The 13,070-nt window shown below is 71.3% G+C and carries 12 protein-coding genes; 5 read left to right on the forward strand and 7 right to left on the reverse strand.

What is annotated here, in order from left to right; translation table 11 throughout:
- Positions 1–81: 81 nt before the first annotated feature.
- From Raf01_RS40780 to Raf01_RS40790, 3 genes are all read right to left on the reverse strand, one after another.
- The gene (locus Raf01_RS40780) at positions 82–732 is read right to left on the reverse strand and encodes a hypothetical protein (RefSeq protein ID WP_203923491.1); all 651 of its coding nucleotides are present in this window, start codon (positions 730–732) and stop codon (positions 82–84) included.
- 132 nt (positions 733–864) lie between these two features.
- Positions 865–3,720 (reverse strand): P-loop NTPase, encoded by a 2,856-nt coding sequence (locus tag Raf01_RS40785; RefSeq protein WP_203923492.1) that lies wholly within the window; start codon positions 3,718–3,720, stop codon positions 865–867.
- Positions 3,717–4,130, reverse strand: coding sequence for a hypothetical protein (locus tag Raf01_RS40790; protein WP_203923493.1), 414 nt, complete (start codon positions 4,128–4,130; stop codon positions 3,717–3,719). The genes Raf01_RS40785 and Raf01_RS40790 overlap by 4 nt, the downstream gene beginning before the upstream one ends.
- A 243-nt stretch (positions 4,131–4,373) precedes the next feature.
- Between Raf01_RS40790 and Raf01_RS40795 the strand changes: the two genes are divergently transcribed.
- Positions 4,374–4,748 carry an STAS domain-containing protein gene (locus tag Raf01_RS40795; RefSeq protein WP_203923494.1) on the forward strand — a complete coding sequence of 125 codons (375 nt, stop codon included), beginning with the start codon at positions 4,374–4,376 and terminating at the stop codon, positions 4,746–4,748.
- 97 nt (positions 4,749–4,845) lie between these two features.
- Here Raf01_RS40795 and Raf01_RS40800 read toward each other — a convergent pair whose 3' ends face one another.
- Positions 4,846–5,433, reverse strand: a complete 588-nt coding sequence (locus Raf01_RS40800; RefSeq protein WP_203923495.1) for a GrpB family protein — start codon at positions 5,431–5,433, stop codon at positions 4,846–4,848.
- Positions 5,434–5,695: 262 nt separating this feature from the next.
- Between Raf01_RS40800 and Raf01_RS40805 the strand changes: the two genes are divergently transcribed.
- The 3 genes from Raf01_RS40805 (at position 5,696) to Raf01_RS40815 (ending at position 8,811) form a co-directional block, all read left to right on the forward strand.
- Positions 5,696–6,763 (forward strand): iron-siderophore ABC transporter substrate-binding protein, encoded by a 1,068-nt coding sequence (locus Raf01_RS40805; RefSeq protein ID WP_203923496.1) that lies wholly within the window; start codon positions 5,696–5,698, stop codon positions 6,761–6,763.
- Positions 6,760–7,659 (forward strand): siderophore-interacting protein, encoded by a 900-nt coding sequence (locus tag Raf01_RS40810; protein WP_203923497.1) that lies wholly within the window; start codon positions 6,760–6,762, stop codon positions 7,657–7,659. The genes Raf01_RS40805 and Raf01_RS40810 overlap by 4 nt, the downstream gene beginning before the upstream one ends.
- 165 nt (positions 7,660–7,824) lie before the next feature.
- Positions 7,825–8,811 carry an ABC transporter substrate-binding protein gene (locus tag Raf01_RS40815; RefSeq protein ID WP_203923498.1) on the forward strand — a complete coding sequence of 329 codons (987 nt, stop codon included), beginning with the start codon at positions 7,825–7,827 and terminating at the stop codon, positions 8,809–8,811.
- Positions 8,812–8,845: 34 nt separating this feature from the next.
- On the opposite strand, the gene Raf01_RS40820 is transcribed toward Raf01_RS40815, so the two are convergent.
- The 3 genes from Raf01_RS40820 to Raf01_RS40830 are packed head-to-tail and all read right to left on the reverse strand — an operon-like array spanning position 8,846 to position 11,830.
- Positions 8,846–9,682, reverse strand: coding sequence for an ABC transporter ATP-binding protein (locus Raf01_RS40820; protein ID WP_203923499.1), 837 nt, complete (start codon positions 9,680–9,682; stop codon positions 8,846–8,848).
- A gap of 28 nt (positions 9,683–9,710) precedes the next feature.
- Entirely contained in the window at positions 9,711–10,736 is a 1,026-nt protein-coding gene (locus tag Raf01_RS40825) for a FecCD family ABC transporter permease (protein WP_308442696.1), read from the reverse strand.
- A gap of 47 nt (positions 10,737–10,783) precedes the next feature.
- Positions 10,784–11,830: a FecCD family ABC transporter permease gene (locus Raf01_RS40830; protein ID WP_308442697.1), complete on the reverse strand. Its 1,047-nt coding sequence runs from the start codon at positions 11,828–11,830 to the stop codon at positions 10,784–10,786.
- Positions 11,831–12,054: 224 nt separating this feature from the next.
- Here Raf01_RS40830 and Raf01_RS40835 point away from each other — a divergent pair, with 224 nt between their 5' ends.
- The gene (locus Raf01_RS40835; RefSeq protein WP_203923500.1) at positions 12,055–13,050 is read left to right on the forward strand and encodes a DUF4331 family protein; all 996 of its coding nucleotides are present in this window, start codon (positions 12,055–12,057) and stop codon (positions 13,048–13,050) included.
- Positions 13,051–13,070 lie beyond the last annotated feature (20 nt).

Raw genomic sequence — 13,070 nt, forward strand, 5'->3', positions numbered from 1 at the left:
GCCGTCGACCCACATGCTCGGTCGAAGCCATACGCCGTGCGGAAGCCTGGTCGATGTGGCCGGACCTGATGGAGGTGCCGGTCACTTCGGCCAGCCGGACCCGTGCAGGAGACCGCTGGTGTAGATGCAGGCGGTAAGGGTCGCCAGAACGATGCCCACTGCCAAGGTCCGGACCATTTCGATCCTTCCGTTGCCGCTCCTTGCCTCCAGGAGATCGGCAGAGATGCTCCGGATCAGCGTGGGTAGGCTGATACCCAGGCCGGCGAGCGTTCCCCAGGTCGCGCCGTTTCCGAACATCTCGAGCAGGTCGGGGGAGCACGACTGGTCGTTGGCCCCGAGAGCCGCAATGGCTGCGGTCGCGGTGATGAAGGTTCCGTAGACAGCGGCGATTCCCGCTCGCTCCACCACCCGGCGTATCGTGCGCGAGCTTCGCTCGGTACGCATTGGCGGAATGCCCAGGCTCTGGACGATCATTGCCAAGGTGCCGAGACCTAAGCCCGCGGGCACGCCGACGACGGCCGAGAGCGCGACATGTGCCGCGCCGGTGGCCTGTTGGGGGCATCCGGCGTACTTGCCGGCGATCAATCCGACGATGGGCGCGGTGAGGACCGCGGCGAATGCCAGGTAGCCGGAGCCTACCGGGCTGTGGTCGGCACGACGGAACCATACGTGCAGTGGTGTCGCGTCATCGCGCCGTTCGGTGGGCTCAGTGGTTGACCGGCCTTTGCTCACCGCTCGGTCGTCGTGCCGGTCGGATGTGCCGGGCGGGGTAGCTGGCTGCGGTGCGGGCCTGGTCCGACCCTTCCCGGTGGCCCTCCGCGTTGACCTGCCCATGCCCCGCCTTCCTCATGCTTGTCAAGGTGTTCATTTCGCGGTATGGCCGGGTGTCGGCATTGCCAGCCCTAGCCAGAACCGGTCGTGCGGTTGGAGCGCGAGCAGCATGTCACCGGTAAGTGGCAGGGCCTGCCCGCCGGGTGCGGTACGCCAGGCGGCCCATTGTCTGGCATCGGCGTACTGCGCCACTGTCCAGCGAGCGGTCTCGAGGTCGGTGCCGAACTGGTCGGCGAGCCGGTCAATCGAGGTGAACAGGGATTCGGACGCCAGCTTGCGTAGCAGGTCCCGCACCGGCGGTGGCGCCAACCAGTGCCGGTCGTCGGTATCGGCGCCCTCCGTCGCGCGGGAGGCGGTGTGCAGCGCGGTGACCAGCGCCTGGATGTCGGGCATGATCTCGTCAAGATCGGGACTGGCGACTGCGGCGAGTGTGCGCAGGATCAAGGTGAGCTGCTGCGCGTACACCTCACGGTTGGCCGGTACCGGGTGGGCGGTCAGCGTACCAAGGGCCTCGCGCAGCGTGTTCAGGGCCTCGCGACGCTGACCGGCCTGAATCTGCGTCCAGCCGAGGTTGAACAGCCCACCGACCAGGTCGGGAACGTACGCGGGATTACGCGCGACGAGGGTCTGGAACGCGTCGACGGCCCCGCGTAGCAGGCGCGCGGCACCGGCGTGGTCGCCGTCTCCCGAGATGGCCGTGGCGAGGTTGGCCAGGGACCGGGCCAGCCCCGGTAGGTACGTGTCGCCGTCCGCCGCGGCCAGCGCGCGGTACCGGTCACGCGCCTCTTCGGCCGCCGCCCTGGCCTCGGCCAGCAGCTCGACAAAGCCCGCCGTGTGCCCGCCTTGCTCGCCTTCACCTTCCCGCCTGTTGCCTGCCTTCGCTTGCCCTTTCCGCGTAGCGCTGCCGGCGTGCCGTTGGGCGAGCTTGAGGAGCAGCGCGGCGCGGTTGTTCAGCGCGATGGCGAGATGGTGCGGCCGGAGCGCGGGGGCGGCCCGGCTGACAGTGCGCAGCAACTCCACGGCCTGGCCGTTGAGCCGCAGCGCCTGGTCGTCCTGGCCGAGGTGCTTGAGCCGGTTCGCGAGATTGTCCAGGCAGGTCGCCAGGGTCGGTACCGCGGCGGGGTCAGCGGTCGCGAGCGCCTCCAGATGCCCGACGGCCTGCTCGGTGACGCGGGCGGCCTCGGCGTACTCCCCGATGTCATCCAGCCGGTTGCCGAGATTGTCGAGCGCGTTGGCCAGCTTGCCCCGGTAGGCGGCGTCGTCGGCGGCCAGCGTGCGGTAGAGCGTGACGGACTCCCGCGCCGGGCCGAGGGCGGCCGCCGCCTGTCCGGCCTGGGCGTAGCGCCAACTCAGGTCATGCTTCAGCTGCGCTCGTTTGGCGTCGTCGGTCTCGCCGGCCAGCAGGTACCTGGTGGCGCGCTCGGTCAGTAGCGCCGCGGCCGCGTCGAGGTCGGCGTGCGGGCGCTCGGGTAGCTGCTCGGCCAGGCGCACCAGCAGCGCCGGGTCGGCGGCGGCGGCCACCGCGGCCAGCGCGGCACCGCCCGCGTCCATGGCGATGGCGGGATCGGCGGACAACAGCTGCGCCAGGTACCGGCCGGCCTGCGGCCAACGCGCCGCCGACGCGGCTAGGAACGTCAGCGCTCGACCGGTGTACGGCGCGAGGCCGTTGCCGGTGCCCCGGGCGAACAGGCGGCCGGGGCGGGCCGGATCGCCTGCGGCCACCAGCAGCTCGCCGCACCACGGGTCCGCCGGATACCCTTCGTCGTGCCCGGGCAGGTTCAATGCGATGAAGTCCTCGGCGAGGCGGTCCGGGTACAGCGGCTCCAGCGCGTTACCGTCCAGGCCCGGGTAGCAGCGCCGGTGAGCGTCGAGGAGCTGCTGCGCGGGCAGCCCGGTGGCCGCGGGCAGCCCGGTACTGTCCACTGTGGACGCAGCGATTGCGTTGGCCAGTTGGCCTGTCAGCGCGGCCACAAAGGTGGTCCGGGCGATTGCGGTTACCCGCTCGTCGCCGTAGAGCTTGGCCCAGTACTCGCGCTCCCGCAGCAGCAGGTACGCGGTCACGTCCGCAAGATGCCCCGGTGGCCGGGCCGCGCGGCTGGCCGCGTCCACCGCGGCCAGCGCCGCCATGTGGATGCTCAGCACCTGTCCGGCGTCGGCTCCGGTCATCGTTGGCAGCGCTACCGCGGACGGGTCGGGATACCGGTAGATCTCCGCGTACCGGTCGCGAGCCTGGGCGAGCAGCCGGGCGCGCTCGCCGTCGCTGATCGCGAGGGGCGGCAGCGGCCGGACGTGGCCGCGCATATCCAGCTTGTCCAGCTCGGCCGCGATCCGCGGCCACCACTCGATCGACCGGGCCAGCAGCAGAACCCGGGTCGGTGCGCGGCGCGGCGCGAGCTGGTCGTGCAGCAGCCGGGTCAGGTCCACGGCCGGCCACCGCTCGGCGTAGTCGACCACCAGCAGCATCGGTCGGTCGGGTGCAGGCGGTCCGGCCGTCTCTGCGGCCGGCGGATCGGTGGCGTGGTGCGCCCACACCGCCGCCCAGCCCGCCTCCCGCCAGCGGGTGCAGGCGTGCCGGGCCAGGCGGGTCTTGCCCTGGCCGCCGGCGGCGTGCAGCAGCAGGGCGGCGGGCGCGTCGGGCTGGTCACGCCAACCGTCCAGTTCCCGGATCAGCTCCCCGCGGGCCGTGAACGGGACGACCTGGCGATGTTCACGCAGCAGGCTACCGGGCTGGTCGAGCCAGTGCCGAAGTCGCTCGACCGGGGTCGGCGGCACCGGCTCGAACCGGCACAGATGGTATCGGGGCCCGGTGTGGTGGATGGTGAGCCGAGCACCCGGCCCCTGCACCCCGTATCCGCCGGGGGCGACGTGCTGGTGGTACTCGGGCGTCATGCCTCGGGCCGGTGATACACGACGGCCGTGGCGCCAGGGCCCTGCGCACCGGCACTGCCACCGCTCACGTACTGCTGGTACACGGTGCGTGGCGCCGCGGACAGCGCGGCACGGATCTCCGCGGACAGCGCGGACACCTCGGCGGCCGCGTCCGGGTGCTCGGTGAGCAGGCCGCGCACCAGAACCTCCCAGGCTGCCTCCTGGCGGACGAGCTGCCGCCCGTCGTCTTCGCCGGCGGCGAGCAGGCTGGCACGTGTACGCTCCAGCTCCGCCGCTACGAACTCCTCCCGTCGGAAACCCTGCCTGCGGAACAGGGCCGGCAGCTTCTTCGCCAGAGCGATCATCCCGCTCGCGGCGGCCTGTACCACGACCTTCGCGAACTCGGTCTCCACAGTGTCCGGCACATTCATCGTCGCCTCCCTATGCGCCCAGGGTAACCAGCCAGCGCACGACCGGCGGCGGTCGTATGCCACCCGATGAGTCGCCGGCACATCACGCACTGCGGTTGCCGATGGCGACTGACGGCGTAGTGTCGGCGGGAGAGCCCAGCGTCTCACGCGAAACTCGAAGGTGCCGCCGTGTGTCCGCGGTGCTGGACGTTCCACTGATGGCGAACGACAGCACGATGAGCGGAGGTACCGGCTGTGTTGTCTATGAATCAATGGTTGCTGGTCGGCGGTCTCTGGGAAGAGACGCGCGACGCCGACGACGGCGTGATGTGCGTGCGGTTGCTGGCGGACCTGGATCTGGCCACCGAGGGTGCCGCCCGGATGAGGCTGGCGCGCCTGTGCCGCGACGAAGCCGTGCGGTGCCTTCTGGTCATGGCTGGCCCGGACCGGTTCGTCGGCCTGCGTGGCCTGGACGTGTTGATCGACGCGAGCGCCCGGATGCGCCGGCGCGGGCGGTCCCTGGTGGTGGTTGACCCGCCCGTCTCGTTGCGGTTGATGACCGAGGCGTTGCGCCTGGGCGGGCAGTTGCGGGTGATCGCGACGGTGCGGCAGGCGATGTCACTGGCGGACGTGGCATGACAGTCGATGATGACGCGCTGGGGCGCAGCCTGCGCAGGTTGTCGGACGCCTGAGGCTGATTGGCGACGGTGGTGGCGTGCGGATGGCCGGCCCTCGCCTACAGCATGCCCGCCGCGCGGAAGAGCCGGTCGTAGATGTCACGGATGATCCGTTGCTTGCGGGCGTTGTAGTCCATGACGTTCCCGCCCCCGGGGATCGCCGAGCGTTTCGCTTCCTCGTAGAGCGCGCGATCGTCCGGATGCGCCCGCAGCCAGTCGCGGAACATGCGGTGCCGGATCGCCTCCGGGCTGTCCGGGCCGAACACGTGCAGGTTTACCGGTGGATCGGGGAACCTCAGGCAGCGGTGTTCGTGGAATGACGGTTCCCGGATGACCAGGACGTAGCCGAGGCGTTCGAGTGCCGGGACGTATCTGTCTTCTTGCCGCGGGTCGGCGACAGTGAGGTCGATGTCGATGACATCCTTGGCGGCCAGCCCTTCGATGGATGTCGATCCGACGTGTTCGACGCCCAGAGCGACGTCGCCGAGTGCCGCGCGGATCTGCGCGGCGAGGGTCTGGTAGCGGCGTGGCCACTGCGGGTCGTAGGGGACGATCGTCACCGTCTCGTGCGCGGGTGGCCCGACGACCCACGGGTTTTCGGACGGGTCGGGGTCGCGGTGCCGGGTGATCTCCTCGTAGGCGCGCATCCGTCGCAAGTTAGCGCTACCCGGCGGAGACGTCCAGGTGTTTGCCGCGTGGCCCGGCGGGGCGTCGTCCGGCAGGGGTGTCGTCTGGCAGGAAACCTCGTGCTCACGCCCGCCGGCAAGCCCGGTGGATGTGCGTGTCGCCGGCCTCTTGCGCTCCTTGTTAGTCTACCCTAAATTAGGTGTGCCTTACCTTACTAGCCGCAGGCGGCGGAGCGTGGATTCCGTGCGCGCCGGCGGCTCACCGACCGGAGGACCCCTTCGCATGACGTCGCTGACCGCCGCGACCCCCGGCCGCCACCTGTTCCCGCGAAAGCTGGCCGTGCTCGCGGCAACCGCGGTGCTCGTGGCGGCAGCCGCGTGCTCGCCGAACGGTGGGCGGGTTTCCGGCGTACCGGGCGCCGGCTCCTCGTCCGCCGCCACGTTCCCGGTGACGATCGCGCACAAGTTCGGCAGTACGACGATCAAGGCTCAACCGAAGCGGATCGTCGCGGTCGGGCTGACCGAGCAGGACGCCTTGCTGGCGCTGGGTGTCGTTCCGATCGCGACCACGAAGTGGCTCGGCGCCTACCCTGGTGAGATCGGCCCGTGGGCCAAGCGGTCGCTGGGCGGCGCGCCGGCACCTACCGTGCTGGACGACGCCGACGGCATCCAGTTCGAGAAGATCGCCGCGCTGCACCCGGACCTGATCCTGGCCCTGTACTCCGGCGTGACCCAGAAGGACTACACCACCCTGTCCGCGATTGCCGCGACGGTCGCGCCTCCGGCCGGCGTACCCGACTTCGGCATCGGCTGGGATCAGGCCACGCTGACCGTCGGCAGGGCGGTGGGCAAGCAGGCCGAGGCCCAGCGCCTGGTCGACGGGGTGAAGGACGACTTCGCCGCGGCACGCGAGGCACACCCCGAGTTCGCCGGGAAGACCGCGGCCATGGTCACCCCGTACGAGGGCTACTTCGTCTACGGTCGCGACGACCCGCGCACGCGGCTGCTGACCGGGCTCGGCTTCACGTTCCCGGCCGACCTCGTCGCCGTCACCGGCGACAGCTACGGGCGAAGCATCAGCCCGGAGCGCGCCGCCCTGCTCGATACCGACGCGCTGGTGTGGCTGCTGGACAACCCGGCGGCCGACACGACGGCGCTGCACGACGGCACGCTGTACTCGCGGCAACCGGTCGTGCGGGACGGGCGCGAGGTCCTCGTCGACCAGTCCGCCGACTACGGCAACGCCATCTCGTTCGCCTCGGTGCTGAGCCTGCCGTACGTGCTTCAGCACCTGGTCCCGCAGCTGTCCGCCGCCGTCGACGGCGATCCGGCGACGAAGGTACCCGCGTGACCGGCCGGGACCGGCGCGAAGACTACCGGCGCGCGCGGGTGTGTTCGGCGGAGCCGGTCAGCCCGAGCCTGATGCGGATCCGGTTCGGCGGCGACGAACTGCGCGGTTTCGCCGCGACCGGGCACGCCGATCAGCGGGTCATCATCGCCCTCCCGTCGCCCGGTGAGGACGAGCCCACCCCGCCGGTGACGGTGGACGGGTCGCGCGGGTACCCCGACGGGACGAGGTGCCCCGAACTGCGCAGCTACACCGTGCGGGACTGGGACCCGCGGCACGGCGAACTGGTCGTGGACTTCGCGCTGCACGCCGCCGGGGTGGCCACCGAGTGGGCCCGGCGGGCCAGGGCCGGAGCCGTCGTTTATGTCCACGCCGACACCGGCTGGTACCGGCCCCCGGCCGACACCGCGTGGCGGCTGCTGGTCGCCGACCTCGCCGGCCTTCCCGCCCTGGCACGGATCGTGGAGACCCTCCCGGCCGGTGCCCGGGCGCACGTGCTCGCCGAGGTGCCCGAGAGCGCTGACGTCCAGCGGTGGCGGTGTGCCGCGGACCTGTCGGTCCAGTGGCTGGTGGGCAGCGGGAACGGGGTCGGCCCGAGCGCGCTCACCGGTGCGGTGCGCGCGCTCGCGCTCCCCGCGTCCCCGTGCTACGTCTGGTCGGCCGCCGAGGCCGGGATCGCCCGCACGATCCGAAAGCACGCGCGCACCAGCTGGCACCTGGCCGCGTCCCGGTTCGACATCATCGGGTACTGGCGGGCCGAGCAGGAGGCGTGGCTCGCCCGGTACCGCTCGGTCGAGGCGCGGATGGAGGAACTCTGGACGGCCGGCATCCGCGACGGGAAGTCCGAAGACGACGTCATCGACATGCTCGACGATGCGCTGGAACAGGCCGGGCTCTGACCCTGTCGCGCGCTCGCGACTTGCTAGCACACCAGTGAAACCGAAAGGAAATTTGTGGTGACATCGCTGCTCGCGACTGGTCTGGGTCGTGGCGAGGCGCCAGACACGCCGAGCCGGACTGGTCGGAAACCCACACCGGATGCCGACATTAAGTTCGCGCGCATCGTGGATGCGTTGACCCGGCGGGGCTTTCTCGGTGCCGCTGCCGGATCGGCCGCACTGCTGGGCCTCGCCGCCTGCGGTGCCGCCGGTACGGGCGCGGCCTCCGGCAACGCTGGACTGGCCGCCCGGCAGGTGGACAGCGTCAACGGGCCGATCGCCGTACCGGCCCGCCCGGCCCGGGTGGTGACCCTGGACGACTTCTCCATGGCCGCGATGTTCGACCTCGGGATGGATCCCGTGGGCGTCTACAGCGCCGGCGAGCAGTACGTCCAGCCGCAGTTCCTGGCCAAGTGGCGCACGATCGCGAAGATTTCCGGGGGCACGATCGGCGGTGCCGTCGACCTGGAAAAGGTCGCCGCGTGCAAGCCCGACCTGATCCTGGGTATCGACGCGCAGAAGTCGCCGTATGACCAGTTGACGGCGCTGGCGCCGACGGTCATTATGCCGTTCGCCGCGTCGAAGGTGGCCTGGCGGGACATGACGGAGGACACCGCCACGGCGGTCGGCCGCACCGACGCTCTCCAGGCCCTGCGAAGCCGCTACGCGTCGCGTACCGCCGAGATCAAGAGCAGGTATGCCGGCGTTCTCGCCGTGAGCCGGTGGGACGTACTGCAGGGCGGCTTCGACCAGGGACAGTACTGGCTCTACGGCCCGGCGTCGCCGATCGGAACGATCCTGGCCGACGCGGGCGTGCGCTTCGCGAGCGGGTCGGCCGCAACCACGGCACCGACCGGACAGCGTGCCCTGTCCTACGAGCGGATCGACGCGCTGGCCGACGCCGACGCGGTCTTCTACTACACCACCAACGACGGGAAGCCGGCGAATCTGGGACCGCAACTGTTCGCGCAGCAGGCGTTCACCCAGCTTTCTGCGGCGCGGCAGCGGCACCTATTCGGCAGCATCCATTTCCTGCCCGGGGGCTACAGCGACGCGCTCGGCGCACTGGACGCGCTGGAGACCGCGCTGGAGACCGCGCTGAAGTCACTGTAACCCGCCATTCGTCCGCCGGCCGCCGCCGGGGGTTTCACCGCACGTAGCTCCCACCGTCCGGGCTGATCCCGTCCGGGTGGGCCCCGCCGGGCCGGCGGACCGCGGGAACTACCAGCGGCGTGCCCGACTCCGGGTCGGTGATGATGCGGCAGCGCAGCCCGAAGACCTGTTCGACCAGTTCCGCGGTGACGATCTCGCCCGGTCCGCCCTCGGCGATGATCCGTCCCTGGCGCATGGCGATCAGGTGGGTGGCGTACCGGCAGGCGTGGTTGAGGTCGTGCAGCACCAGGATGAGGGTTCGGCCCCCGCGTTCGTGCAGGTCGCGACACAGGTCCAGCACGTCGATCTGGTGGGCGATGTCCAGGAACGTGGTGGGCTCGTCGAGCAGCATGATCGGGGTCTGCTGGGCCAGAGCCATCGCCAGCCACACCCGCTGGCGCTGGCCGCCGGACAGTTCGTCGACGTAGCGGTCCGCCAGTTCGGTGATTCCGGTGGCGGTCATGGCGTCGGTGACCGCTAGCTCGTCGTTCGGCGACCACTGCCGCAGCAGGCCCTGGTGCGGGTACCGGCCGCGGCCGACCAGATCGCTGACCGTGATGCCGTCCGGTGCGATCGGGCCCTGTGGCAGCAGCCCGAGCCGGCGCGCGACCTCCTTGGACGGCAGCGACCGGATCTGTTGCCCGTCCAGGAGCACCGCCCCCGCCCTGGGGGTGAGCATCCGCGCCAGTCCGCGCAGCAGCGTGGACTTCCCGCAGCCGTTGGCGCCGACGATGACCGTGAACGACTGGTCGGGGATCGTGACGTCCAGGTCACGGACGATGGTGCGCTGGTCGTAGGCCAGTTCGACGTGCTCGGCACGCAGGCGGCTCACCGGCGGTTCCCTTCTCGACGGGTTCTGCTCATCCGTGTCCCCGGCGCCACTGGCGGGCCAACAGCCAGACCAGGTAGACGCCGCCGATGACGCCGGTGGCGACGCCGACCGGCAGTTGGGTGGGCGCGAAGGCGCGCTGGGCGGCCAGGTCGCTGGCGGACAGGACCAGCGCGCCGACCAGGGCCGAGGGCAGTACGTTGGGGCCGGGCACGGCGGTGAGCCGGCGCGCGATCTGCGGTGCGGCCAGCGCGACGAACGCGATCGGTCCGGCGCTGGCCGTCGCGATCGCGGTGAGTCCGACGCCGACGACCACCGAGGCGAGCCGGGTACGTTCCGCGCGGACGCCCAGTGCCCGGGCGGTGTCGTCACCGAGTTCGAGCATCCGCAGCTCGCGCCCGAGCAAGCAGGCCAGCGGCAGGAGCACCGCGAGCGCGATCGCCACCGGCCTGACATGCTCCCAGCCGCGGCCGTTGAGGCTGCCGGTCAGCCAGACCGCCGCGGTCTGAGCGTCGGTGATGTCGGCTCGGGTCAGCAGGTACGAGTTGACGGACGACAGCATGGCCGCGGCACCGATCCCGACGAGGATGAGCCGGTACCCCTGTACGCCGCGCCTGACGGCCAGCAGGTACACCAGCAGCGCGGTGGCGACGCCGCCCAGCACCGAGCCCGCGGCGATCTGGAACATCGTGCCGTGCAGCACGAGGATGACCAGCAGCGCGCCGGTCGCGGCGCCGGTGTCGAAGCCGACGATGTCGGGGGAGCCGAGCGGGTTGCGCGACAGGCTCTGGAAGACCGCGCCGCCGACGCCGAGGGCGACGCCCACGAGCAGCCCGGTCAACAGTCGCGGCAGGCGCAGCGTCGTGACGATGAACTGTGCCGCGCCGTTGCCGCGGCCGACGATCGCGGGGATGGCGTCCCGCAACGAGATGGGGTAGTCGCCGGTGGTCAGGATCACCGCGGAGACGACCAGGATCAGCGCGACCAGGACGCCGGCCACCAGGCAGGAGCGGGTGTGCACGCGCACCGACAGGCCGCTGCGACGGCTGCCGAGAATCCGGGTGTGGACGGGACGGGCCCGGATGGCGCCGATCGGTCCGCCGGTCACAGCGCCACCAGCCGCCGGCGACGGGCGAGCAGCACCAGGACCGGGGCGCCGACGAACGCGGTCACGATGCCGACCTCGATCTCCCCGGGCCGGGCGACGACCCGGCCGACGATGTCCGCCGCGAGCAACAGGGCGGGTGCCAACACCATCGAGTACGGCAGCACCCAGCGCTGGTCGGGGCCGGTGATGGCGCGCACCAGGTGCGGAACGGCCAGCCCGACGAAACCGATCGGGCCCGCCGCCGCGGTCGCCGCTCCACAGAGCAGGGTGATGGCGAGGATGCCCAGCACCCGGGTGCGGCCGAGATGCGCGCCCAGCGCCCGTCCGGCGTCGTCGCCGAGGGCGATCGCGTTCAGCGGCCGGGCCAGCCCGAGCGCGAGTACGGCGCCGGCGAGCAGGAACGGTCCGGTCTGCCAGAGTACGGTCAGGTCGCGCCCGGCAATCGCGCCGACCGACCAGAACCGGAAGTCGTTGAACGTCCGCTGATCGGTCAGCACCAGCCCGGAGATGAACGACTCGAGCACCGCGCTGATCGCGGCACCGGCCAGCGCCAGGCGTACCGGGGTGGCGGCGGAGCGGCCGCGCGAGCCGAGCAGGTAGACGCCGACCGCGGCGACCGCCGCGCCGGCGAGGGCGAACCACACGTACCCGCTGGCGCTGCGCACACCCACCACGCCGATCGCGGCGACGACCGCGGCGGCGGCGCCGGCGTTGACCCCCAACAGGCCGGGGTCGGCCAGCGGGTTGCGGGTCAGGGCCTGCATCAGGGCACCGGCCAGGCCGAGCCCGGCGCCGACGGCCAGCCCCAGCGCGGTGCGGGGCAGCCGGAGGCTGTAGATCACCACGCCGTCGTCCGAGCCGTCGTAGTGCAGCAGTTCGTGCACGACAGTGCCCGGCGGGATGGGTTTGGCGCCGACGGCCAGGCTCAGCAGCGCGACGAGCAGCAGCGCCGCGACCGCCGCCAGGAGGCCGGCGAGCCGCACGATCCAGCGGCTCGACCGGCGGCTCGCAGCGACCCCGGCGGCTGGCCGAACCGTGTCCAGGACGTCCACGTACCGCCTCCATCCCGCGGTTCTTAGGGTAGGCAAACCTAACAAGCGGTGACTATAGCGGACCGCCGCGACGGCGTGCCGACCGGCGCGGTGTGCCCTGGCACGCGGGTACACCTTCGCCGAATCGAGCACGCCGGGACCGTGACCACGGCTAGCGTCAGTAAGGGAAATCCGGCCCGACCGGCACCGCGCGCCCGCGTGCCCGAAGGAGTGACATGTCGAACCACTTCAGCGCCGACAACCTCAAGTTTCCCGGCGACGACCGTCGCCTCGAGCTGACCGACGTGTTCGCCTTCGCCTCGCCGGAGGATCCCGGCAAGACAGTGCTGATCATCGATGCGAACCCGACCGTTGCCCCGCCGCCGATTCCGGCACCCACCACCGGCCCGGAGTTCTGCCCCGGCGCGGTGTACCGGATCAACATCGACAGTGACGGCGACGCACAGGCCGACGTCGCGTTCACCTTCACCTTCTCGGAGTACGCGAACGGCAGCCAGACCGGGACCGCGTGGTGCGCCACCGGTGGCGATGCCCGCCAGCCCGAGCCTGCCGGCCAGGTGCTCGTCGACTCCTTCCCGGTCAGCTTCGACGGTTCGGCGCAGCCCATCCTGGTCGGCGGGCCGAGCCAGATCCGGCTGTTCGCCGGGCTGCGCAGCGATCCGTTCTTCGCTGATGTCGAGGGGGCACTGCACGGGTTCGAGTGGACCGGGCACGACGACTTCGCCGGCAACAACGTGGACTCCATCGTCTTGGAGGTGCCCGCCGATCTGCTCGGATCCGGGCCGTCGATCGGGATGTGGGCCTCGATCAGCCGGCGCGAGAACGGTGTGCTGGAGCAGATGGACCGGGGCGGGAACCCGACCATCAACCCGTTCATCAACCCGGACGGGGAAAAGAATCTGTACAACACCCGGCAGCCCGCCGACGACGTGGCCAACTACCTGGGCCCGTGGTCCCAGCTACTCATCGAGAAGGGTGGCTATTCACCCGAGGAGGCCAAGGCGGTCGCCATGCAGGTGCTGCCCGACATCCTCCGGTACGACCGAGGCAAGGCCGCCGCCTACCCCAATGGCCGGGCGCTCACCGACGACGTCTTCAGCATGCGGTTCGCCTGGCTGACCAACGGCAAGGTGCCGCCGACCGGCCTGATGCCGCACGCCGACCTGATGCCGCGCTTTCCCTATCTCGGGCCGCCCACGCCAGGGCACTGACCGTCCGGTGCGGCGACGGG

Origin of the sequence: Rugosimonospora africana (assembly GCF_016862975.1) — a bacterium.
Classification (GTDB): domain Bacteria; phylum Actinomycetota; class Actinomycetes; order Mycobacteriales; family Micromonosporaceae; genus Rugosimonospora; species Rugosimonospora africana.